The sequence below is a fragment of the Nocardia amamiensis NBRC 102102 genome (assembly GCF_001612745.1).
GTDB lineage: Bacteria > Actinomycetota > Actinomycetes > Mycobacteriales > Mycobacteriaceae > Nocardia > Nocardia amamiensis.
Window position 1 is genome coordinate 1 of record NZ_BDBA01000088.1, and the last position, 22,898, is coordinate 22,898.

A 22,898-nucleotide genomic window follows, 5' to 3' on the forward strand; every position below is an offset into this window, starting at 1 on the left:
CTGCGGCGCGGGTGCGAGGAACGCCGTCGCCGCCATGGTGGTCAACGCCGTCGCCGTGAGCGCCGCGTAGCGTCGCGTCGGTCCGGCAACGGAAGAGGGTGTGGCGGAAGGGTTTCGGGCTCCTGCGGCCGATGCGGACCGGCTCACGGGTCCGGCGCTGGTCGGTGTGCTCATGGCCACGACGTTAGGGACACCGTCCGCGCGGGCGCCTCACGCCCGGGAAGGTTTCCCGCGCCGTGCCGTCGGGGGAGCCGCCGTACGGTGTCGCACCGGGGTACCGGGCCGGAAATCACCCCTGCGTATGAGGCCGCGGTCAGCTCGAGGTTTCTAGTGTCATAGGCATGAGCGAGCGCAGCGAGCGAACAAAAGGCACAGCCGAGCACTCGCTCGTGCCGGAGCCGAGCGCCGGCAAGCGCGGGCATGAGGGATCGGGCCCGGAGGCGGCAGCGGCGCGTGACGACGGAGGGCACGCTCGTGCCGAAAGGGAACAGAGCATGAACCGACAAACTCGCGCCTGGACGCGGCGGCTGGACGTAGGCACCTGGGTCGACCTCGGCGCGCTGCTGGTCGCGCTGATCTGGTACTCGGTGGCCTGGCCGACCCTGCATCTGACCCACGCGGTGCCTGCCGCCGCGCAGCCGTTCATCGCGGCGCTGGCCGCCTTCCCGGTGCTGCTCGTGCGGATCAATCCGGCGTTGGGGTGGGCGATCTCGGCGGGCTCGGCGTTGGTGATCGCGCTGGCGATTCCCCATCAGCCGAACAACGCGCTGCCGTTCCAGGTCGTGCACGTGCTGTGCCTGCTGGTGCTGCTGTTCGCGGTGGCGCTGCGCGCGCAGGGGCAGATCGTCGCGGTCGCCTGGGCGGCAACGGCGCTGTTGTTCGCGACCACCATGCCCGGGGAAGGGGACGCGTTCGCGAACGCCGCGTTCGGCTGGCCGATCGCACTCGCGGCGCTGGTGCTGTTCGGCCTGCTCATCCGCTGGCTGGTGCTCTCGCGGCGGCAGTTGGTACGCCAGGAGGAAGAGAACGAACTCGAACGGGCTCGCCGGGCGATCCTGGAGGAGAAGGCCCGCATCGCGCGCGACCTGCACGACGTGGTCGCCCACCACATGTCCCTGGTCGTCGTGCAGGCGCAGACCGCACCCTACCGGGTCGAGGGCGTCACCCCGGCCGCTCGCGCCGAGTTCGAGTCGATCGGCGCCACGGCGCGCGAGGCACTCAACGAGATCCGCGGCATGCTCGGCGTCCTGCGCAGCGACGGCCAGCTGCCCGAGCACGCGCCGCAGCCGAAGGCCGCCGACGCGGTCGGCCTGTTCGAGGGCGCGCGACGCGCGGGTGTCGACGTCACCTGGACGATCGAGGGTGCGTTGGACACGATCCCCGACACCCTCGGTCTCGCGCTCTATCGCATCGCTCAGGAATCGCTGTCCAACGCCTCCCGGCACGCTCCAGGCACCGCGGTTCAGGTGCGCATCGTGCACGGCGCGGACCTGCTGCTCACGGTAGGCAATGGTCCGGGAGCCACAGCCACCCGCCCGGTAGGCAACGGCGGCCATGGCATCGCGGGGATGCAAGCGCGGGCAGTGGCTGTCGGCGGGGAGGTCTCGGCCGGTCCCCGCGGCGACGGCGGCTTCGAAGTCAATGCCCGCCTCCCACTGGCGCTGTCGAACATCGGCGCCACCGCACTGACGCCCGCTGCATCGGAACGCTGAGCGTTCGAACGGGATCGGCTTGTCGGCGAGCGCACTGGGCGTACGGGACGCTGCAGCTGCACGTGTCGGCCGATCGCGTGTCCGCGGATGTATCGGGTAGTTGAGACCGCCTTCGTGGGCCGGAGGCTCAGGGCGACGTACTACCCCGCCGGGTAGCGAGTGTTCTCGATCGCGTCTGCGGTAGCACCGGTAGTCGAGCACGGCAGCGCGGGCTCTGGCTATGCGGTGCCGCGAGGGTCCGGCGGCTCGTCGGGGCCGATCGTCTCGCGCAGCGGAGTGAGCTGCGCGTGGGCCCAGCGGGGCAGCGCGTGTGCAGGAGGGGCAATTAGGGTGGGCTGGTGGCAATTACCGTGTTGATCGCCGATGACCAGGCCATGGTGCGGCAGGGGTTCGGGGCGCTGCTCGCGGCTCAGCCGGACATCAGCGTCGTCGGCGACGCGGCGGACGGGAAGGTCGCGGTGGCCGAGGCCAAGCGGCTGCGCCCGGATGTCGTGCTGATGGATGTGCGCATGCCGGAGATGAACGGACTGGACGCGGCCCGCGCCATCCTGGCCGCCGGATTCGATCCGCCGGTGCGCGTGCTGATGCTCACCACCTTCGACATCGATGACTACGTCTACGAGGCGCTGAGCCTCGGCGCCAGCGGATTCCTGCTGAAGGACGCGCCCGCCGAGGAACTGGTCCGCGCGGTGCGGGTGGTCGCCGACGGTCAGGCACTGCTCGCGCCGACGGTCACCCGCAGGCTCATCGCCGATGTCACCCGCCGCCGCAACTCCGCGCGGGCGAAACCGGCGCCGCAGCTGACCGCGCTCACTCCACGTGAGCGGGAGGTGCTGGAGTTGATCGCCAAGGGCATGTCGAATGCGGAGATCGCAGAGGCACTCTTCGTCGCCGAGCAGACCGTGAAAACCCATGTGTCCAAGGTTTTCTCGAAGCTGAACCTGCGCGACCGCGCCCAGGCCGTCGTCTTGGCCTATGAGACCGGTCTGGTCACCCCGGGCTGACCCGTGCTCACAGCGGCGGGCAGGACCCGCCGCGCACCTCGTCGAGATGACGTCCGATCAGCTGCGCCATCCGGCTCAGGATGGCGGTGGAGTCGTCGAACGAACCGGAATCGGCCTGTGCTGCGAGCGCGACCGCGATCATCCCGGACCGTACCGGAACCAGGCCGAACTGGCGGACGGTGTAGACGCCGGTCACGTCGTCGGGCCCCCAGCCGCCCTTGAACGCCGTGCCCTCCAGCACGCCGAGACCCCACGACTGATCGGGTGTGATTTCCGTCATCAACTCGGTGACGTGGAATGTCTCGGGCAGGCACGGCAGCCGGGATGCGAAGCGGGCCTGGTTGGCCAGCGTCCACTCGGTTCCGCCGAAGGAGTTGTAGTCCAGCGTGGTGCGCGGGCCGGCGACACCGGTGGTGGCGTCGCCCGCTTCGTCGATCACGTCCTGCACCGCCTTGGCGGCTTCCAGCCCGTCGCCGAGCGACCGCCACAGCGCATCGGCTGCGGCGTTGTCCGACCAAGTGATGGCGGCCTCGACCTCCTGGAGGATGCGTGCGCGCCGGTCGTGCCGCAGCGCCGCGATCGCGAGCGGGACCTTGATGGTCGACCACGCGATGCCGCTGGCCCAGTCGCCGAAGATGGTCATCCGGCCGCCGCCGACGGGCATGATCGCCATGCCGACCTGTCCGGCCAGCTGCGGCTGCAGCTGAGTGAAATCGGCGGCCAGCGAGTCCGGCATGGAGACCACGAGGTTCGGCCGCCACGTCCCGACGGTGTCGACGACGACAGGCGGCGGTTCGGCGGCCGGCCGCTCGCCGGGAAACAGGGCACACGAGGTCAGCGTGAGCAGTACTACCATCGCCGCGGCGCGCAGCACCGAACCAGATCCGGTCGACCTCACCACCGAGTCCTCCCCACCACCACGTGCGCGTGCTCGCTTGTCATCGGCGGTGCAAAATAGCTGATCGGGCCCGTCCGGCAGGTGACCGGGCGGGAGACATCGTCACGCGACACGCGACAGCGTCGCGAGAACGATATCTCGGGAGATAGTTTCGCCGATTTTCGCTGGGAATTCGAAACGCCATGGCCAGGGCGCCACCCGGTAGGCTCCAGGATCTGTACGGAGCGCCCGGACCTGCACGTCCGGCCGTGGGTCACCTGAAGGGGGCGTGTTGCTCAACAGCGGTGCGGTGTTCGCCGGGTTCACCATCGAGAAGCTGCTCGGCCAGGGCGGCATGGGATCGGTGTATCTGGCCCGGCACCCGAGACTGCCGAGGCAGACGGCGCTCAAGCTGCTCAACCGCGAGCTGTTCGCCGACGCCGAGGTGCGGGCGCGGTTCGAGCGGGAGGCGGACCTGGCCGCCCAGCTGGATCATCCGAACATCGTCGCGGTGTACGACCGCGGCACCGAGGACGAGCAGCTGTGGATCTCCATGCAGTACGTCGACGGCGTGGACGCGGCGACGGTGCATCCGCAGACCCTGCCGCCGGAGCGGGCCGTGCAGATCATCGAAGGCGTCGCCGCCGCATTGGATTACGCGCATGGGATGGGCGTGCTGCACCGGGATGTGAAGCCAGCGAACATCATGCTGGCCCGCTCGGTGGGCGGGCAGGGGGAACGCGTCTTCCTCACCGACTTCGGCATCGCCCGGCTGCGCGAGGATTCCACCCATCTGACCCAAACCGGCATGTTCACCGCGACGCTCGCCTACGCCTCGCCGGAACAGATGACCGGCGCGCACCTGGACCACCGCTCCGATCAGTACTCGCTGGCGTGCGCGCTGTACTGGTTGCTGACCGGCATCGCTCCCTTCGACGCCCCCGCCCCCGCCGAGATCATCCGCGGCCATCTCCAGCTGCCGCCGCCCTCGGCCGCGGCGATGCGCGCCGGACTCTCGGCCGCGCTCGACGCGGTGATCGCGAAGGCGATGGCCAAGCGGCCCGACGACCGGTACGCGTCCTGCGTCGAGTTCGCCACAGCCGCACGCCAAGCGCTCGCCGCGCCCGCACCGACGATCGTGGCGTCGCAGTACCAGCCGCAGCCCGCGCCCACCGTTATCGCGCAGCCGTCGAGTCCGGCGTATCCAGGGCCGGAGTCGAGTTCGCCGACGTATGTCGCCGCCGGATCCGGCCCGGCCTACACCGCGCCGCCGCAGTACGCTCCGAATCCGACTGCGGGACAGAATTTCCCGGTGCCCGAAGCATCCGCGGTGGCACCGCCGAGTTACGCAGCAATGCCGCAGCAGCCCGGTCATCCGGCGATGCCGCCGAGCTATCCTGCGGCGCAGGGCATTCCGCCGACGCCGCCGATGGGCTACGTACCCAACCAGCCGCCCGGCTATCCGCCCGAACGCCGCTCCCACACCGGACTGATTGTGCTGGTCGTGCTGGTCGTGGTGGCCTTGCTCGGTGGCATCGGCATCGTCGCCGCGAAGGTCGGATTCTCCAATTCCGACTCCGCGTCTCCGCTCGATCTCGGCACCAAGACGCCCACGGGACCGGCTGATCCCGGGACGCTCGCCAAGGCATTCCCGAACCTGCTGCCACAAGGCGTGGACACGAAGTACAACGTCGGCTCCGGCCCGGGATATCGGGGCAAAACCTGCTTTCTGAACTCGGCCGAGCCGGGTGACAAAGTATCCGCCGCCAACGGTGTGCCCGACTTCCCCAAATGGGCAACGGCCTGGAATTGCTGGGGCACCCCGATCAACGAGCCCGATTACGTCCTCGTCGCCTTCAAATCGCCGCAGGACGCACAGGCGGCGGTGCGCGACCTGCCGTCGAATACCTCCGCGACCGAACGCAACAACGGCAAGTCCTATTCGACCTACCGGTGGCAGTCCGGCAGTGGCTTGCCGGACGGGTTCCTGGTCGTCGATTTCGACGACGATCCGGCCCGGTCCAGCTACCTGCTGTTCGCCACGGTGACGCTCACCGACAGCATCGCGACCTCGGGATTCGGCATGCCAGCAGCCGAGTTCGAGGACTGGTTCGCCGACCTGCCGCTGTAACGGGCTCAGTCGACCGCGAGCGCCTCCACGATGGGCAGCCGGGCGGCCCGCAATGCGGGCGGAATCGATCCGAGCAGCGCCAGTGCCAGCGCGATCAGGCCGTAGACCAGCACCATCGGGCTCGGCTGATAGGCGACGTCGATAGTCAAGGCATTTCCCATCGCGATCGCGCCCAGATACTGCACGAAGGCGCCGAGCAGCAAACCGAGTACCGCGCCGACGATTCCGATGCCCGCTGCCTCGGCGAGCACCGAACGCATCAGGAACTTGCGCCCGGTGCCCATGGCGCGCAACACCCCGAGTTCCCTGCGGCGGTCCAGCACCGAGAGCATCAATGTGTTGAGCAGCGCGACCGTGGCCACCAGCACCACGATCCAGAGGATGGCATTGCTCATCACCATTCCTTGCCGGATGCTCGACGAGGCCGCGACCACGGTATTCGCGCCGGTGTCGACGTGCAGTTCCGGTGGCACCACCTGGCGGATGGCCGCGAGCACCGCCGCGCGATCGGCGCCTGGTTCGATGTCGACCGCGATGACCGTCTCGCCGGGCCGCTCGTACCAGGCGCGCATCAGGTCCAGGTCCATCATCACCACGCCCGCGATCGCCGAGAAGTACGGGATCACTTGCAGCACTCGCACAGTGCGCGGGCCGGTCGGCGTCGGCAGGGTCAGCTCCGCGCCCGCGCCGACGCCCAGCGAGCGCGCCACGTCACGGGAGATCGCCACACCCTCCCCGGCAGATAGCCGGGCGACGTTCTCGTCGGTGAGCATCGGCATGCGCGTTTCCCGGGCATCGGGCGGAAATCCTTGCAGCATGACGCGACTGCTGCCGAGCGTGGCGAACGCCATTTGCGCCGGGCTGAGATTCGCGACGCCGGGCACGGCGGCGAGCTTGCCCGGCAGATCGGCGGGCAGCAGCGGCCCGGTCGGGAATTGCGCCAGCGATGCCGGGCTGATGTAGACGTCGTTCTTGGCCAGATCCTTGAATGTCACCGTGGCCGAGTCGATCATGTTGCTGGAGGCGCCGCCCATGCCGACGGTCGCGGCGACGCCGATCAACACCGTCATGGCCGTAGCCCAGACGCGGCGCGGTGCGCGTTCCAGTGTGGTCGCGCCGAGCGCGCCCGGGGCGCGGAACCAGCGTGCGATCCCGGCGGCGACCCGCACGATCGGACCGGTCGCGCCGAAACACAGCAGGATGGCGGCGATGAACGAGATCGAGATGGCGGTCAGCGAATAGCGGCCGAGATCGCTGCTCGCGATCAACACCGCGGCGCCGACCAGTCCGGCGCCAAGCGCCACGGCGAGCCAGCGCAGCAGCGGGCTCGCGGTATCCGTTCGGCCAACTCCCACCGGAGCCAGCGCCTCGATGGGCTGGACCTTGTACACCTGGCGCGCGGCGAGGGATGCCGCGAGCACGCTGGTGAACACGCACGCCACGACCGCGAACGGAATCACGTACCAGGGCACCAGGTACTCGGTGCGCGCCTCCACCGACTGCACGATCGCGGTGGGCAGGGCGCCGATCGCGATCCGGCCCATGAACACGCCCAGCACCGCGCCGACCGCGCCGCCGAGCACGCCGAGCAGCGCCGCCTCGCCGAGCAGATCACGCACCATCGGCCCACGTCTACCGCCGATGGCGCGCAACAGCGACAGCATCGGCCTGCGCTGGGCGATCGCCATGCTCATCGCGTTGTAGATGAGGAACGCCGAGACGATCAGCGCGGCGGCCGAGGCCATCGTGGTGGAGTACCGGACCATCTGCACCACGCCGCCCGCCTGTGCGGTGCGCAGGCCGGGTTCGGCCACCACCGCGCGACCGTCCACCGCGGCGGTCACCGCCGCGCGCAGCTGCCCGAGGTCGGCGCCGTCGGCGGGAATGATCTGCACCGAATCCAGCCGCCCGGCCCGGTCGGTGATCTTCTGCGCGAGCCCGAGCGGAGCCGCGATGAGGTGTCCGTCGTTGAGCTTCCCGGACGTCTGTTCATCGAGGACGTCCGCGACCGTCACCGTCGTGTTGCCCAACGTGAACCGCTCGCCCTCGGCGCGACCGAGCGCCGCGCCGACCAGCACCCCGTTCGGCACCGACAGCAGCTTTCCCGCGGAAGCGCTCATCGGAGCGGTCAATTCGCTGCCCAGCGCGCCGATGGTCGAGTCGGCGCCGATCAGCAGCGCACGGTCCGCGCCGGTGCCGAGCTGCATGCGCAACATCGGCACCGCCACCGCCACACCGGGAGTGGTCGCGATCTGACGCAGCAATTGCTGGTCGAAACCCGCGTCGGTGATTCCGGTGACCTCCAGCTGCGCCTTGCCGCCGAGGCCGCGGGTCAGCTTGTCCACCGAACCGGTCACCGAGCCGGAGATACTCAGCACCGCGACCAGCAGCGACGCCGAGACACCCATCACGACCAGCGACATCAGGGTGCGGCCGCGATGGGCGAGCAGCTCGCCGATATTGAACAGCCGCAGGCGATCCCACGCCGCGCCGATCATGCGGTGTCCTTTCTCGCGTGCACGGGACTCCGGGCCTGACCGTTCACGCGTTGACCGTCCGCTCGACCCGGTCGTTGGAGCCGATCCGGCCGTCGCGCAGGGTGATCACCCGGTCGCAGTAGGTCACCGCGCCCATGTCGTGGGTCACCATCACCACCGAATTGCCCGATCCGGCGATCTCGCCGAGCAGCTCGAGGATGGCGGCACCGGTCTTGGAATCCAGGTTTCCGGTGGGCTCGTCGGCCAGGATCAGCGGCGGGTCCATGATCAGCGCACGTGCCACCGCGACCCGCTGCATCTGACCGCCGGACAACTCGGCGGGCCGGTGTTCGGCGCGCTCGGCGAGACCGACCAGGTCGAGCAGTTCCATCGCGCGCGGCTTGGCCTTGCGCAAACCGGTGCCGTCCAGCAGTTTCGGGATCGCCACGTTCTCCCACGCCGACAGCGTGGGCAGCAGGTTGAAGAACTGGAACACGAAACCGACCTGATGACGCCGGAACCGCGACTGCTGCTCCTCGTCCAGCGCGCCGATCTCCTCGCCCCGGAACCGGATCGAGCCCGCGTCGGGCGTGTCCAGCGCGCCGAGCATATGCAGCAGAGTGCTCTTGCCGGAACCGGACGGCCCGATGATCGAGGTGAATTCACCAGCCTCGATGCGCAGGCCGACATCGTCGAGCGCGCGGACGATTTGCCCACCGACCCGGTATTCCTTCGTCACGCCGGCCAACTCCAGCATCGCCGGTTCAGACATCGTTGTCCCCCGCTTCCGTTCGGTCGATCAACAGTTCTTCGTTCCTCGCGCGTTACCGCGCCATGGCCTCCGACGCGTGGTTGCGGCGACCATACTGTGCATCGAGCACCGCGCGCAGCACCGGCTGTTCGGCGGCCAGCTCGAGGTACGCCTCGACCTCGGTGAGTCCCTGCTCGAGTTTCGCGTCGAAATGGATGTTCCACCGATAGCGGAGCGTGAGCAGCAGTCCTTCCGCGCCGCCGAACAGCCGCTCCAGGTCGGGGATCGCCGCGAACAAGTCGGGGCTGGCGGGATCGGTCGCCGCGCGGGTGAGCACGGTGTGCACGATGTCGGTTCGAGCGTGCTGATCTGTCCAGGACATGGCCTTCGCCTTCCGTCGGTGAACTACCGCTCACGGTACGGACGCGAAGGCCCCGCTGTCGTCGTGCCAGGGACCCGAATACGTCTCCGACCACGGTAGGAGTGGCGGCCCGCTCGCGGGACGATGTACCGCCGCGCGGGCGGCGGCTAGCCTTACAGAATGGGTGTGACCGGCGTCTCCGAAGCACCGTCCGATGCGGCGCGAACCGGGCCGGTGCGCGCCGCGCTGCTGCGCACCGGGCAGCGGTGCGCCGAGTTCGGGCGCCATCCGGTGGATGCGTTCCGGCGCAATGTCGAGCAGTTGCCGTTCGACTACCCGCCATCGGTCATCATCAGCATCGATCTCGCCGTCCTCGTCGTCGCGGTGGCGGCCGCGGTGCAGCGGCACGAGTACTTCCCGACCGTGCTTCCGATCATCGCGGTGCTGCTGACCTATGCCTTCGGGCCGCTGTACGCGTTATTCGGCGTCATGCCCCGCCCGTTGCTGCTCGGTGTGCTGGCCATGGCCGCGGAAGCGCTGTTCCTCGCTCAGCCCGTCAGCGCCGACTTCGCGCCGTTCGTGCTGGTGGCCGCCGCGGGCGAGATCGCGGCGATCGCGCCCAAGCGGGTGAGCATTCCGATCACGGTGGCGATGATGCTGCAGTTGGTCGCGTTCGACGCGATCGGCCACCTGTGGGAGGGGCTGCCGACCTACCTGGTCGGTATCGCGTTCGGCTGGATGGCCGGGCTGATGATGCAGTATCAGCGCCGCTTCCTCTACCAGGAACGCGGCTATCAGGACATTCGCGCCGCGCAGGCCGCCGACGAGGAGCGCCACCGGATCGCCCGCGAAGTGCACGACGTGATCGCGCACTCGCTGAGCGTGACCCTGCTGCATCTCACCGCCGCGCGGCACGCGCTGCAGACCGACCGCGACGTGGACGAGGCCGTGGCGGCGCTGACCGACGCCGAGCGACTCGGCAGGCAGGCCATGGCCGATATCCGCCGCACGGTCGGCCTGCTCGACGCGCGGCCGTCGAAGCAGGTCGCGGAACCGAGCGTGGAGGACATCGAGGACTTGGTCGGCGATTTCGTGCGCGCCGGGTTGGACGTGCGCTACGAATGCGAGGGCGACCTCGGTGCGGTGTCGCCCGCAGTCGGGCTGGCGCTGTATCGGATCAGTCAGGAGTCGCTGGCGAACGTCGCCAAACACGCGCCCGGCGCGTCTGCCTCGGTACGGATCGCGGTGGACGCGAGCATGGTGACGCTGACCGTGGACAACCCCCTGCCTGCCGGGGTGCTGCCACAACGCGGCACGGGAATGGGCGTCTCCGGCATGCGGCAGCGCGCCGAATTGCTCGGCGGCCGGATGACAGTCGGCCCGAACAACCACGGCTGGTCGGTGCGGGCAGGCATTCCGCTCGCGCCCGGTCGCGGCGGATTCTCGTGTTCGATACTGCCCGGCGCCATGACGACACCACGGGAGGGCGTGTGAGGCAGCGTCCACTCGAGCCCAGGACACGGTGCGCAGCGGCGCACGATGGAGCCGAGTGCCGGCGAGGCGGTGTCGTGCGGGAGCGTCACCGAGTGATCCGAGGACATGGCGTGCTGTGGCGCACGTCGGAGCCGCGAGGTGGAGTTGTGCGGGAGCGTCAGCGAGTGAACCGAGGGCATGGCGCGCTGTGGCGCACGATGGAGCCGAGTGCTGGCGAGGCGCTGTCGTGAGCCTCACATCGCCCGCGAGCGGAGAAGCCGCTGTGACCGTGCTGGTGGTGGACGATCAGGAACTCGTGCGCGGCGGCCTGCGGCGCATCCTGCGCCGGCGCGATGGATTCGTGGTGACCGAATGCGCCGATGGGGACGAGGTGCCCGCTGCCGTCGCGGAGTTCCAGCCCGACGTCGTGCTCATGGATCTGCGCATGAAGCGTGTCGGCGGCATCGACGCCACCCGGATGCTGCGGGAGCGCGACAGCGCCCCGCCGGTGCTGGTGCTCACCACTTTCGACGACGACCAGCTGCTGTCCGGCGCACTGCGGGCGGGCGCCGCCGGATTCATCCTCAAGGACTCACCCGCGGAGGACCTCATCCGCGCGGTGCGGACGGTCGCGGGCGGCGGGGCGTGGCTCGACCCGTCGGTCACCGGTCGCGTGCTCGCGGCCTACCGCATGGTGCGGCCGGTGAACACCCGATCCGACGCCCGCCTGTCCGAACTGACCGCCCGCGAGTACGAGGTGCTCGAATTGATCGGCCGCGGCCGGGTGAACGCGGAGATCGCTCGCGATCTCGGCATCTCGGAAGTGACCGTGAAAAGCCATGTGGGACATATTTTCGGTAAGCTCGAACTCCGGGATCGGGCCGCGGCGATCGTGTTCGCGTTTGACCACGGAGTGGTGGCACCCGGAGAATCCACTCGTTGACGGGTGGGCTCCAGTCGCGGACCGCGTGATCCTGGTGTGCGTTCCTTGCTCGGGATGTGGAGGATGACGGGTGCAGGAGTCCGGGCCGAGAACCGGGACGCGGTTCGGGCCGTATGAACTGCGGTCGTTGCTGGGCAAAGGGGGAATGGGGGAGGTCTATGAGGCCTACGACACGCTGAAGGACCGGTTGGTCGCGGTCAAGCTGCTGTCGGAAGAACTGGCCAAAGACCCGATGTACCAAGTGCGTTTCCGGCGCGAGTCGCAGGCCGCGGCTCGGATAGCCGATCCTCATGTCGTCCCCATCCACGACTGGGGCGTGATCGACGGTGTCCTGTTCATCGACATGCAGCTGGTGCGGGGTGTCGACCTGCGCACCCTGCTGCGCGGCCAGGGACCGCTGAGTCCCGTTCGCGCGGTGGGCATCGTCGAACAGATCGCCTCGGCGCTGGACGCCGCGCACGCGGCCAACTTGGTGCACCGCGACGTGAAGCCGGCGAATATCTTGGTCACCGACGCGGATTTCGTGTATCTCGCCGATTTCGGGATCGCGCACACCGAGGGCGACAGCGCGGTGACCCTGGTCGGCATGGCGGTCGGCTCCTATATCTACATGGCCCCGGAGCGTTTCGACGTCGGGCCGGTGACGGGCCGCGCCGATGTGTACTCGCTGGCATGTGTGCTGCACGAATGCCTGACCGGAGCAACGCCGTTCCCGGCGAACAGCATGAATGTGCTGATCAAGTCGCATCTTTCCGATCCGCCGCCGCGGCCGAGCGCGCAGACGCGCGGTATCCCGCCCGCGTTGGACGAGGTGATCACCCGCGGCATGGCCAAGGACCCGGCCGACCGCTTCCCGACCGCGAGCGCATTGGCCCAGGCCGCCCGAGCCGCACTCGCCCCGGCGCCGTCCACCGGTCCGATGCTCGTGGTGCGCGCGCCCGACCGAGCGCAGCGACCGGGTGAGCCGACCGTGAGCGGTGCGGCGGTTTCGCCGGAATCGACGGGTGAGCTGCCGGTCGCCGCCGTGATCCACCCCAGTGCGCCGACGGTGGTGCGGCCGACGGAAACCCAGTTCACGCCGCTTCCGTCGGCGGATGAAGCGCCGCCGACGCCGCTGGTGGCGAGCGCGCCGTCCCCGCCCAAGGGGGGACTGCCTCCGATGCGTCCCTTCCCGGACGCGCACCTGTATCCAGAAACCGAGGCATATCTGGAGTCGGCGGGATATGCGCAGGCGCAGGGCTATTCGGCACCCCCGACACAGGGGTATCCGGGCAGCTACGCAGGTTATGCACCGCATGAGCCCGCCATGCAGGCGTATGCGGAGTACTCATCGGCGGAGATCCCGGCTCCAGGCGTAGAGCCTCACCCTGAGGCCACGCAGCCGTACCCGGAAACGACCACGGTTCAGGCGTATTCCGCGATGTCCTCGCAGGCACCGGCCTTTTCCGCGTTCGGAGAAACTCCTCCGCATCCGGGAGCCGAGAATTATCCGGAAACCGAGCAGTATCCGGATCATGGTCTCCCGACCGGCCCGCGCGACTCGGAAGACGCATCCGGATATCCAGTCGCGCCGGACTCCGCGGCACCGACCCAATACCTGGCACCAGCCCAAGCCAGGCCGGACGGTCACGCGACCCGTACCGACTATCCGCCGCAGGACGACTATCCGGCCCGTGCCGACTACCCGCCGATGGGTGACCGTTCCGCGCGTGGTGATCACCTGCCGCAGGGCGACTATCCAGCGCGTGCAGACTACCCGGAACGGGTCGACTTTCCGCCGAATGCCGACTATCCAGCGCCGGGCGATTATCCGGCGCGCCCCGGCGACAAGCCGCAGGCGGATTACACACCACAGGGCGACTTTCCGACGCGTGCCGACTACCCCGAACGGGTCGATTTTCCGTCGGATGCCGACTATCCGGCGCAGGGCGATTATCCGGCGCGCTCCGGCGACCAGCCGCAAGGCGTCGACCAGTCGCAGGCGGATTACACATCACACGATGACTTTCCGACTCGCTCCGACTACCCGTCGCGCAGCGACGACCCCGAATACGTTCCCTACGACTACGACGACGCCGATTACTCTTCGCGTCCCGGACGTTCCATCACGCTGCCCATCATGGTTGCGGTGCTCGCCATCGTGGCGGTGACCGTCGGCGGTGCGATCGCGTGGCAGTCGCTCGGCTCCGGTGGTGTCGAGACGACCTCCGCGGGACGACAGTCCGACACGCCGACTCCAGGGGGGAGCCCCACCAGGTCGCCGGGCAGCCCGTCGACCTCGTCCGCAGCGTCCAGTTCGGCCAAGCCGACACCGGTCACGCTGCCCGCGGGCGCGAAGCCCTGCGGCCAAGGCCAAGCCGTCGCCGGGACTTTCACCCAGTCGGCGGCGGGTACCGCCGTAACCAGTTGCGCGTTCGCCGAAGAGGTGCGCAGGGCCTATACCGAACTCGGCACCACGCAGAACACGGCCCGCGACGCACCGCGCACCGTTGTCGCGACCAGTCCGGTCACCGGCCGGAACTACACGATGAACTGCCAGTCCGAAGGCCAGGTCGTCACCTGCAGTGGCGGCGAAAACGCAGTGGTGTACATCTACTGATCGAGCACGGGAAGCAGGCTGACTCGGTAGCGTCGCAGGCGTCGGCCGACGCGGCTCGGCCAGCGCCTGAGTCCCAGCCGATCCGGCGTTAGCGCGGAAGGCGTACGCTCAGGAAGCCGTACGTTTCCGGGCCGATGGCACGGTTGCCGGATGCTCTCACCGGGAGTGCTCGTATCTGCGATCAGGGGCAGGGATCGCGCGGAAATCCGTGACGGCCAGGGTGGGTGTCTGGGCAGGGTCGTGGTGCGCGCTGCCCGGCGTGACGACGCCGCGAACCTCGAGCCAGGTGTCGTTCTCGATCGGTTCCGCAATTCCGGACAAGTGGACGTAGATGTATCGGGCGTCGGCGACGCAGCAGGTGATCAGGACGCGCGCCAGGTCGAGATCGATACCGGGCGGTCGCGGTTGTCCGCTGTCCTCGACCCCGAGGGCGAAGCCGCTGATGGTCACCTCGCGGCCGTCGAGTGAATGGTTGGAGTCGAGCAACGCCCGATTCACCAGCTCGTAGATCGTCAGGGTCGGTGCGGCGGGTTCGTCCGGAAGCGGCGGGAACGGACGGACTTTCGGTTCGTCTGCCGAGTTGTGCGACACCACTCGGACCGGGGATCCGGTGGTCGCGGCACCGGCCCCCAGCGCTGGTGGGGCGATGAGCAGCAGCGCGGCGGCCGGTGCCAGCAGCAGCCACTGTGCTCGGCCGGTGCCGTGCTCATGGTCGGCGGACCCCTCGCCGCGCCGGATATCGCGAACGATCGCGATGAGCCCGAGCAGGAGGAAGCCAACGCCGCTGATCACCAAGAAGGGAAACAAGCCGGGTTTCACATAGCGCAGGTAACTGCCGTCGAGCGCGGTCCACAGCACCGCGCCACCGATCAACAGCAGCAGCAGGTTCTGGGTCTCTCGATTCATCGCGCACCCCCGAGAAAAATGTACCCGGCGACCGTGCCGCACACTATGGCAACGCCAAACGTCAATGGCGAGAATCGGATTGCGAACCGCCGCCCGAAACTCCCGGCCTGCATGGCGAACAGCTTCACATCGACCGCCGGGCCGACGACGAGGAACACCAGCCGCGGCAGCAGCGGCAAGCTCGACATGCTCGCGGCGACGAACGCGTCGGCCTCCGAGCACAGGGCGAGCACGAGGGCCAGTACCGCCAGCACCACGATCGCGATCACCATCTGCCCGGCCAACCGCTCGTACCAGACCGGAGGAACCAGCACCCGCAGTGCTGCCGCCGCCGCGGCACCGAGCACGAGAAACGCGCTCGCCTGCAACAGATCATGCCGCGCCGCCTCGGTGAAGACCTCCCAGCGGCTTCGGCCGGTCACACAGTGATCGTGCCCGCCGTGCGGCAGCATCCAGCCCGGACGCCCGATCCGCGACCACAGCAGACCCATCACGACAGCGGTCGCCAGCGAGCCGGTGAACCGCGCCCCGACCATCCCCGGCTCGCCGGGAAACGCCACCGCCGTGGCGACCAGCACGACCGGGTTGATCGCCGGGGCCGACAGCAGAAATGCCAGCGCCACCGAACTCGGCGCACCCTGATCGATCAGCCGACGAGCCACCGGCACCACACCGCACTCACAACCGGGCAGCGCCATCCCGGCCAACCCTGCCACACCAATCGCCGCAGGCTCATTGCGCGGTAGCACCTTTCGCAGCAGAGCAGGCGAGACGAACGCCGCGATACACCCGCTGACCACGACCCCGAGCACCAGAAAAGGCACCGCCTGGACGAAGACACCGACGAAGACGGTCATCGCGGTCTGCAGACGCGCGGACGCGCCGACCATCGAGACCAGCTGTGACTGCACGATTACACCCGAGCCCACCAGCGCGGCCAGGACATAGGTCGAGGAAATCTTGATCCGCGGAGAGCGCCGCAGGCTCTGATCGGCCATCACCACATCCTGCCAGGAGCCGTTGGTTCGCAACTCTTCCCGTAGGGTGGCGGCGGCCTACGGGTTTGCGGGACCTGGGTGTTCGGCGGGTGCAACCCCGTCCGGGCTTTCATCGTCGCGCGCCGGTTCACCATCGCCCCGGTGGCCCATCTGATCCGCAATCCGATCCTCATCATGCACGGCGCCGACGATGCTCTGGTGCCGGTGTCGCAAGCCCAACAGCTCTACGATGCCGTCCAAGCGCCCAAGGCCCTGCATATCGTCCCCTCCGGTCGGCCGGGTTCGGCCCATTGTCAGGCCGACCACATCCCCGCCGCCTTGGAAGTCATGATTCCGTGGCTCTTGGACCAGCTGACGTGAGGGCTCAGCACTATGGCGAACCTGTGGCATATGTTTTCGAAGGTTAGTGCCGACTGCGCAACTGGCGTGGAGCCTGACAAATTCTGCGGCGATGCTTCAAAGCTATTGAGAATTCGCAGGTGTAATTGATTTGCTAGACAATCGCTGTCGTGGATGTGGGTTCTCTTCGGTGTATTCGGAAAAGTGGGGCGCGGTCAATTCATCTAGTACGTTCTCTGGGATAACGAGAAGCGGTTCTCGGGAGAGGACGGCGTCCGGCAGTGCTCGGTCGCCTGTGCTGATCCCGGCCGCCCGGCGCCGCCGGGCGGATAGGTGGAGGTGTCCATGCTTGTTGACCACGCCGTCGTCACCTGGCTGGGAGACAAGGATCAACCGATCGTGTGCGCGGATCTACTGGCCGGTAGGCCGATCCGTGGCGTTCGGCACGGTGTGGTCGATGGCTCATCCTCCGGCGTCGACCGCGCGAATCCCATGGATCGTGGCGGGCGGGTGCGGTGCGGCTGCCGACGCCGGCGGTGGGGTGGGACGCGCGGGAATCCGCTGATCGTGGCAGGTGCAGCCCACCGCAAGTCGGGCAACGCGCGGAATCAGAACTCCCGGTACGTCATTACCCATGCCGCCCTCCCTGTCGATGGCGGAGGCAGTCTGCGAGGTGACCCGGCATGGTGTCGGGACACCGCACCGATACGCAGACCTGGGAGAGTTCACAACGAGAATGTGTCGAAGAATGTTTATTGATCAATTCCGCAAGGCTCGAAAAGTCCTGGGCTGCACGGCGCTTGTCGCATGTGTTGTCGCCGGGTGCGGGACCAACCGCGCCGAGAATCCTGCGGCGAGCGAGCCGACCATCACCGAGGCCGCCGCGCGGACCGATCAAAAGGGCCTCACCATCCTCGTGCCCGGCACGTTGGCCGCGAGCTTCGCCGACCTGGCGGCAGGCGTGCGCGGGAAGATCGGGATGGCGGTCATGCCGGTCGGCGGCACTGCGCCGGTGACCTTCGGCGACTGGACCAGCGGTCCGGCGTGGTCGACGATGAAAGTTCCCCTGACCCTCGCCGCGCTGCGCCGGAGTCCGAGCTCGGGCTATGCCGCGTCGGCGGCGATCACTGCCTCCGACAACTCCGCCGCCGAGACGTTGTGGCAATCGCTCGGCAGCCCGCAGGAGGCGGCCCAGGCCGTGCAGGCGGTGCTGCGTGAAGCGGGCGACACCAAGACCGTCGTGCCCGCCACCCGTACCCGTTCGGAGCATTCGGCCTTCGGGCAAGCCGAGTGGTCACTGGTCGACCAGGCGCGGTTCGCCTCGCAGCTGCCCTGCCTGTCCGAGTCCGGCCGCGTGACCGCGCTGATGGAACAGGTCGTCACCAGCCAGCGCTGGGGTCTCGGCGAGTTCAGCGGAGCCGAATTCAAGGGCGGCTGGGGTCCGGAACCCTCGGGCGCTTACCTGGTGCGCCAGTTCGGGCTCATCACGGTTCCTTCCGGCCAGATCGCCATCGCGGTGGCGGTGCAGCCGGATTCGGGCTCGTTCAGCGACGGAATGAACGTCCTCGACCGGATGGCCACGGTCGTCTCCCAGCATCTCGACGAGTTGCCCGGCGGTCGCTGCCCGGCGTGATGACATCCGTCCAGGTCACCGTTACCCATCGTTCACAGGGTCGGGGCTGCCGAGATCGGACATGAGGGGCAAGATAGCGGCCATGCGCATCGGAGTCTTGACCGGAGGCGGAGACTGCCCAGGACTGAACGCGGTCATCCGGGCCGTCGTTCGCACCGCGAACGGCCGCTACGGCGACGCGATCGTCGGCTTCGAGGACGGCTGGCGCGGCCTATTGGAAGACCGGAAGATCCAGATTCACAACGACGACCGCACCGACCGCATCCTGACCAAGGGCGGCACCATCCTCGGGACCGCGCGCACCAATCCCGACGTGCTGCGCGCCGGTCTCGGCCGGATCAAACAGACCCTGGACGACAACGGCATCGAGGCGCTCATCCCGATCGGCGGCGAGGGCACCCTCACGGCGGCGAGCTGGCTGTCCGAGGAGGGCGTCCCGGTCGTCGGCGTCCCCAAGACCATCGACAACGACATCGATTGCACGGACGTCACTTTCGGCCACGACACCGCGCTGAGCATCGCCAGCGAGGCGATCGACCGGCTGCACACCACCGCCGAGTCACATCAGCGCGTCATGCTCATCGAGGTGATGGGCCGTCACGCGGGCTGGATCGCGATCCACGCGGGCATGGCGGCGGGCGCGCACCTGACCCTGGTGCCGGAGGTCCCGTTCGAGGTGGCCGAGGTCTGCACCATGATCAAGCGCCGGTTCCAGCGCGGCGACAAGCATTTCATCTGCGTCGTCGCCGAGGGCTCGCATCCGGCCCCGGATTCCGGATTCACCTTGCGTGAGGGCGGTATCGACGAGTTCGGCCACGAACGCTTCACCGGCGTCGCCCAGCAACTCGGTGTCGAGATCGAACGCCGCATCGGCAAGGAGGTCCGCACCACCGTGCTCGGCCACGTCCAGCGCGGCGGCAGCCCCACCCCCTACGACCGAGTCCTGGCCACCCGTTTCGGCCTGCACGCCGCCGAAGCTGTCCATGCGGGCCGGTTCGGCCAGATGGTCGCGCTGCACGGCACCACCATCGACCTCGTCCCGCTCTCGGAGGCGACCAAGCAGCTCAAGCGCGTCCCCGACGAGCGCTACCGCGAGGCGGAGGCGTTCTTCGGCTGACCGTGCCGATTCGGCGGTGCGGTACGCGCGCGGCGAATAGACCGGGGCTGTCCGGATCGTCGGTACTGTGAATTGCATGCGCAGTGGGCGACTGGTCGCGTTGGTTCTGTTCGTGATCGCCGCGCTGGTGGCTGGGTGTTCGGAGGCGAATCCACCCGAGCCGACCACCGGTGACTGGCACGGTTCCATCGAGGTGCCCGGTCAGCCGCTGCAGGTCGGGGTGAGTTTCCGCGATGACGGGACGGCCACCATCGACATTCCCACGCAGGGCGTGACCGATGTGGAGTTGAAGGACGTCAGCTCCGATCGCAACGCGGTCTCGTTCGCGATTCCCGACATCCCGGGCGACCCGGTGTTCCGCGGCCGGTACGAGTCCGGATCCGACCAGATCACCGGCGATTTCACGCAGGGGGGTCAGAGCTTCCGGCTCGCGCTGAGCCGAGGCGAAGTCGAACCGCTGGCCCGTCCGCAGGAGCCGAAGCCGCCGTTCCCGTACAAGTCCGAGGACGTCACCTATCGCAACGGCGACATCACCATCGCGGGGACGCTGACCGAGCCGCAGGGTGCGGGCCCGTTCCCCGCCATTCTGCTGATCACCGGAAGCGGCCCACAGGACCGCGACGAAGACCTCATGGGCCACAAGCCCTTCCTGCTGCTGGCCGACACCTTCACCCGGGCGGGCTACGCCGTGCTGCGCACCGACGATCGCGGAGTGGGCGCAACGACCGGCAAGCTGGACGACGCGAACTACACCGACCTGACCGAGGATGCGGCGGCGGGCGTCCGGTTCCTGCGCGCCCGCCCCGAGATCGACCCGGCCCGCGTCGGGCTCTTCGGCCACAGCGAGGGCGGTTATCTCGCGCCGCTGGTCGCCACGCGCCCGGACAGCGGCGTCGCGTTCGCCATCTTGATGGCTGGACCGGGCGTGCCGGGTTCGGACATCCTCGTCGAACAGACCCGCCTGATCGCGACCGCGAACGGCGCACCCCCGGACCAGGTGGACGCCCGGGTGCGCGAAATCAGCGAGATGGCCGCTCTGCTGAAAGCGGGCGACGTGGCGGGCGCGAAGGACCTGGCGCGCCGCCAGAACCAGGCGCTGCCCGCGGATCAACGCGTGCCCGACGAGGAGGCTGCCGCGGGGATCACGCCGTATCTGGCGGCCTTGGTCGCCTACGACCCCGCGCCCGCTCTGACCGCCCTGCGCATCCCGGTGCTGGCGTTCTTCGGCGGCAAGGACCTCCAGGTTCCCGCCGCCCAGAGCGAGCAGCCCATGCGCGACCACCTCGCCGCCGACCCCGACGCGACCGTTCACGTCTTCCCGGGACTCAACCACCTGATGCAGCCCACCGAGACCGGCCGCCCCAGCGAGTACAGCTCCATCCAGACGACCATCGCGCCCGAGGTGCTCGACTACGTCACCGGCTGGCTGCGGCAGCGGGTCCCGGCGAAGTAGCAGCGCGCCGCGAGAGCCGCTGCGCTGCGACCGGAACGCTTACTTAGACTTATGGCCATGAGCGCACCCACGGTCGACCTGATGGATTACTCGGATGTCATCGCCCGGTTCGAGCCGGTGCTCGGCATGGAGGTCCACGTCGAGCTGAACACCGCGACGAAGATGTTCTGCGGTTGCCCGACCGACTTCGGCGCTCAGCCGAATGCACAGGTGTGCCCGGTGTGCCTCGGTCTGCCCGGCTCGCTTCCGGTGGTGAATCAGAAGGCCGTCGAGTCGGCGATCCGGATCGGGCTGGCGCTGAACTGCACGATCACCCCGTGGGGCCGGTTCGCGCGCAAGAACTACTTCTACCCCGATCAGCCGAAGAACTACCAGATCAGCCAGTACGACGAGCCGATCGCCACGAACGGTCACCTGGACGTGCTGCTCGACGACGGCAGCACCTTCCGGGTCGAGATCGAGCGCGCGCACATGGAAGAGGACACCGGCAAGTCGGTGCACATCGGCGGCGCGACCGGCCGCATCCACGGCGCGAGTCACTCCCTGCTGGACTACAACCGGGCGGGCGTTCCCCTGATCGAGATCGTCACCAAGCCGATCACCGGCGCGGGGGAGCGCGCGCCGGAGGTGGCGCGGGCGTATGTGACGGCGCTGCGCGATCTGCTGAAGGCGCTCGGCGTCTCCGACGTGAAGATGGAGCAGGGCTCGCTGCGCTGCGACGCGAACGTCTCCCTGATGCCCATCGGTGCCACCGAGTTCGGCACCCGCACCGAGACCAAGAACGTCAACTCGCTGCGCAGCGTCGAGGTCGCGGTGCGTTTCGAAATGCGCAGACAGGCCGCGGTGCTCGCGGGCGGCGGCACGATCGTGCAGGAGACCCGGCACTTCCACGAGACCGACGGCACCACCTCACCCGGCCGCCGCAAGGAGACCGCCGAGGACTACCGGTACTTCCCCGAACCCGACCTGGAGCCTGTCGCGCCCGCCGCCGAGTGGGTCGAGCAGCTGCGCGGCACCATCCCCGAATACCCCTGGCTGCGCCGCGCGCGTATCCAGTCCGATTGGGGCCTGTCCGACGAGGTGATGCGCGACCTGGTCAACGCGGGCGCGCTCGACCTGATCATCGCCACCGTCGACGCGGGCGCCCCGGCCAACGAAGCGCGCTCCTGGTGGGTCGCCTACCTCACCGAGAAGGCCAAGGAGCGCGAGGTCCCGCTGGACGAGCTGCCGATCACCGCCGCCCAGGTGGCCGAGGTGATCAAGCTGGTCGACGCGAAGACCATCAACAACAAGGTCGCCAAGCAGGTCGTCGACTACGTGCTGGCGGGTGAGGGCGACCCGGCGCAGATCGTCGAGGCCAAGGGCCTCGGCATGGTCAGCGACGACAGCGCCCTGCAGGCCGAGGTGGAGAAGGCGCTCGCCGCCAACCCCGACATCGCCGACAAGATCCGCTCCGGCAAGGTCCAGGCCGCGGGCAAGATCGTCGGCGACGTCATGAAGGCCACCCGCGGCCAAGCCGACGCGGCGCGAGTGCGCGAACTGGTGCTCGCCGCCTGCGGCTGAAGCTCGTCGCTCCGCTCGAACGGTGTGCGGGGCCGACCCCGTGAAGTCGGCCCCGCACCGTCCCGGTCTAGTCCGGTCCGCCGCCTCCGGCCTGCGGCGGCGGGATGCGAACAACACGGTCGTCGAACGGGCCCGGCTGTCCGTCGGTCTTGTTCACCGTGGTCACCCAAATGGTGCCGTCGGCGCCGACCGCGGCGCCGCCGAGCTGGCCGTACTTGTCCTGGGCGACCAGTGTCGGCGCCGCGGTGACGGCGTGGGTGTTCGGGTCGGCGGCGGTGATGGCGAGGGCCTTCGCGCGGGTCAGCGAGATCGCGACACCGTCTACGGCCGCGGCGCAACCGGCGACGCCCGGGCGGTCGGGCCAGGTCCACGCGATCGTGACCGCCCCGTCGCTACTGACGCGCTGCAATCGGTCCTCGGCCGCGGTGCGGTCGGTGATCCAGATGCTGTCCTTGGTGTCCCGGCACACGTCCCCTGCGGTGCCGATGCCCGAGACCGCGATTTCCGGCTGCGATGTGCGGCCGGGGACCAGCGAGTTCACCCGCAGCAGCTTGCCGGCGA

17 protein-coding genes and 1 pseudogene are annotated in these 22,898 nt (G+C 68.8%); 11 read left to right on the forward strand and 7 right to left on the reverse strand.

The window, feature by feature from the left end:
- Positions 1 to 494 precede the first annotated feature (494 nt).
- Positions 495 to 1,712, forward strand: a complete 1,218-nt coding sequence (locus NA4_RS17950) for a sensor histidine kinase (protein WP_067470963.1) — start codon at positions 495 to 497, stop codon at positions 1,710 to 1,712.
- Between the two features lie 338 nt (positions 1,713 to 2,050).
- Positions 2,051 to 2,716, forward strand: coding sequence for a response regulator (locus tag NA4_RS17955; RefSeq protein ID WP_067470935.1), 666 nt, complete (start codon positions 2,051 to 2,053; stop codon positions 2,714 to 2,716).
- 7 nt (positions 2,717 to 2,723) lie between these two features.
- Here NA4_RS17955 and NA4_RS17960 read toward each other — a convergent pair whose 3' ends face one another.
- Complete coding sequence (locus NA4_RS17960; RefSeq protein ID WP_245671451.1) at positions 2,724 to 3,614, reverse strand: serine hydrolase; 891 nt, start codon at positions 3,612 to 3,614, stop codon at positions 2,724 to 2,726.
- A 268-nt stretch (positions 3,615 to 3,882) separates the two neighbouring features.
- Between NA4_RS17960 and NA4_RS17965 the strand changes: the two genes are divergently transcribed.
- Positions 3,883 to 5,724, forward strand: a complete 1,842-nt coding sequence (locus tag NA4_RS17965; protein ID WP_067470939.1) for a serine/threonine-protein kinase — start codon at positions 3,883 to 3,885, stop codon at positions 5,722 to 5,724.
- A 5-nt stretch (positions 5,725 to 5,729) separates the two neighbouring features.
- On the opposite strand, the gene NA4_RS17970 is transcribed toward NA4_RS17965, so the two are convergent.
- From NA4_RS17970 to NA4_RS17980, 3 genes are read right to left on the reverse strand one after another with little or no spacing between them, the layout of a single operon-like run.
- Positions 5,730 to 8,222 carry an FtsX-like permease family protein gene (locus NA4_RS17970; RefSeq protein WP_067470941.1) on the reverse strand — a complete coding sequence of 831 codons (2,493 nt, stop codon included), beginning with the start codon at positions 8,220 to 8,222 and terminating at the stop codon, positions 5,730 to 5,732.
- Positions 8,223 to 8,265: 43 nt separating this feature from the next.
- Positions 8,266 to 8,973, reverse strand: coding sequence for an ABC transporter ATP-binding protein (locus NA4_RS17975; RefSeq protein ID WP_067470943.1), 708 nt, complete (start codon positions 8,971 to 8,973; stop codon positions 8,266 to 8,268).
- 52 nt (positions 8,974 to 9,025) lie between these two features.
- Positions 9,026 to 9,334 (reverse strand): hypothetical protein, encoded by a 309-nt coding sequence (locus tag NA4_RS17980; protein WP_067470945.1) that lies wholly within the window; start codon positions 9,332 to 9,334, stop codon positions 9,026 to 9,028.
- A 159-nt stretch (positions 9,335 to 9,493) separates the two neighbouring features.
- Here NA4_RS17980 and NA4_RS17985 point away from each other — a divergent pair, with 159 nt between their 5' ends.
- The 3 genes from NA4_RS17985 (at position 9,494) to NA4_RS43490 (ending at position 14,328) form a co-directional block, all read left to right on the forward strand.
- The gene (locus tag NA4_RS17985) at positions 9,494 to 10,807 is read left to right on the forward strand and encodes a sensor histidine kinase (protein WP_067470947.1); all 1,314 of its coding nucleotides are present in this window, start codon (positions 9,494 to 9,496) and stop codon (positions 10,805 to 10,807) included.
- 268 nt (positions 10,808 to 11,075) lie between these two features.
- The gene (locus tag NA4_RS17990; protein WP_067470965.1) at positions 11,076 to 11,729 is read left to right on the forward strand and encodes a response regulator; all 654 of its coding nucleotides are present in this window, start codon (positions 11,076 to 11,078) and stop codon (positions 11,727 to 11,729) included.
- 70 nt (positions 11,730 to 11,799) lie between these two features.
- Positions 11,800 to 14,328: a protein kinase domain-containing protein gene (locus NA4_RS43490; protein ID WP_307188587.1), complete on the forward strand. Its 2,529-nt coding sequence runs from the start codon at positions 11,800 to 11,802 to the stop codon at positions 14,326 to 14,328.
- A 156-nt stretch (positions 14,329 to 14,484) separates the two neighbouring features.
- Here the strand turns inward: NA4_RS43490 and NA4_RS18000 are convergent, their stop codons facing one another.
- Positions 14,485 to 15,234, reverse strand: coding sequence for a TIGR03943 family putative permease subunit (locus NA4_RS18000; protein WP_067470952.1), 750 nt, complete (start codon positions 15,232 to 15,234; stop codon positions 14,485 to 14,487).
- Positions 15,231 to 16,232, reverse strand: coding sequence for a permease (locus NA4_RS18005; RefSeq protein ID WP_067470967.1), 1,002 nt, complete (start codon positions 16,230 to 16,232; stop codon positions 15,231 to 15,233). Before NA4_RS18005 ends, NA4_RS18000 begins: the two co-directional genes overlap by 4 nt.
- A 141-nt stretch (positions 16,233 to 16,373) precedes the next feature.
- Between NA4_RS18005 and NA4_RS18010 the strand changes: the two genes are divergently transcribed.
- The 5 genes from NA4_RS18010 (at position 16,374) to gatB (ending at position 22,337) form a co-directional block, all read left to right on the forward strand.
- Entirely contained in the window at positions 16,374 to 16,592 is a 219-nt protein-coding gene (locus tag NA4_RS18010; RefSeq protein WP_157129104.1) for an alpha/beta hydrolase family protein, read from the forward strand.
- A gap of 727 nt (positions 16,593 to 17,319) precedes the next feature.
- Positions 17,320 to 18,204: a serine hydrolase gene (locus NA4_RS18015; protein WP_067470956.1), complete on the forward strand. Its 885-nt coding sequence runs from the start codon at positions 17,320 to 17,322 to the stop codon at positions 18,202 to 18,204.
- An 82-nt stretch (positions 18,205 to 18,286) separates the two neighbouring features.
- A complete protein-coding gene (locus NA4_RS18020; protein ID WP_067470958.1) occupies positions 18,287 to 19,321 on the forward strand; it encodes an ATP-dependent 6-phosphofructokinase in 1,035 nt (344 codons plus the stop codon).
- Between the two features lie 76 nt (positions 19,322 to 19,397).
- Positions 19,398 to 20,774: an alpha/beta hydrolase family protein gene (locus NA4_RS18025; protein WP_067470959.1), complete on the forward strand. Its 1,377-nt coding sequence runs from the start codon at positions 19,398 to 19,400 to the stop codon at positions 20,772 to 20,774.
- 57 nt (positions 20,775 to 20,831) lie between these two features.
- Positions 20,832 to 22,337, forward strand: a complete 1,506-nt coding sequence (gene gatB, locus NA4_RS18030; RefSeq protein ID WP_084497200.1) for an Asp-tRNA(Asn)/Glu-tRNA(Gln) amidotransferase subunit GatB — start codon at positions 20,832 to 20,834, stop codon at positions 22,335 to 22,337.
- A 67-nt stretch (positions 22,338 to 22,404) separates the two neighbouring features.
- On the opposite strand, the pseudogene NA4_RS18035 reads toward gatB, so the two are convergent.
- A pseudogene (locus tag NA4_RS18035) lies at positions 22,405 to 22,898 on the reverse strand (PQQ-dependent sugar dehydrogenase); the annotation flags it as partial.

Bases quoted from the DNA above. Each gene is read 5' to 3' on its own strand.
- NA4_RS17950 (WP_067470963.1), top strand. From the start codon at position 495: ATGAACCGACAAACTCGCGCCTGGACGCGGCGGCTGGACGTAGGCACC.
- NA4_RS17970 (WP_067470941.1), bottom strand. From the start codon at position 8,222: ATGATCGGCGCGGCGTGGGATCGCCTGCGGCTGTTCAATATCGGCGAG.
- NA4_RS17975 (WP_067470943.1), bottom strand. From the start codon at position 8,973: ATGTCTGAACCGGCGATGCTGGAGTTGGCCGGCGTGACGAAGGAATAC.
- NA4_RS17980 (WP_067470945.1), bottom strand. From the start codon at position 9,334: ATGTCCTGGACAGATCAGCACGCTCGAACCGACATCGTGCACACCGTG.
- NA4_RS17985 (WP_067470947.1), top strand. From the start codon at position 9,494: ATGGGTGTGACCGGCGTCTCCGAAGCACCGTCCGATGCGGCGCGAACC.
- NA4_RS18000 (WP_067470952.1), bottom strand. From the start codon at position 15,234: ATGAATCGAGAGACCCAGAACCTGCTGCTGCTGTTGATCGGTGGCGCG.
- NA4_RS18005 (WP_067470967.1), bottom strand. From the start codon at position 16,232: ATGGCCGATCAGAGCCTGCGGCGCTCTCCGCGGATCAAGATTTCCTCG.
- NA4_RS18015 (WP_067470956.1), top strand. From the start codon at position 17,320: ATGTTTATTGATCAATTCCGCAAGGCTCGAAAAGTCCTGGGCTGCACG.
- NA4_RS18020 (WP_067470958.1), top strand. From the start codon at position 18,287: ATGCGCATCGGAGTCTTGACCGGAGGCGGAGACTGCCCAGGACTGAAC.
- NA4_RS18025 (WP_067470959.1), top strand. From the start codon at position 19,398: ATGCGCAGTGGGCGACTGGTCGCGTTGGTTCTGTTCGTGATCGCCGCG.
- gatB (WP_084497200.1), top strand. From the start codon at position 20,832: ATGAGCGCACCCACGGTCGACCTGATGGATTACTCGGATGTCATCGCC.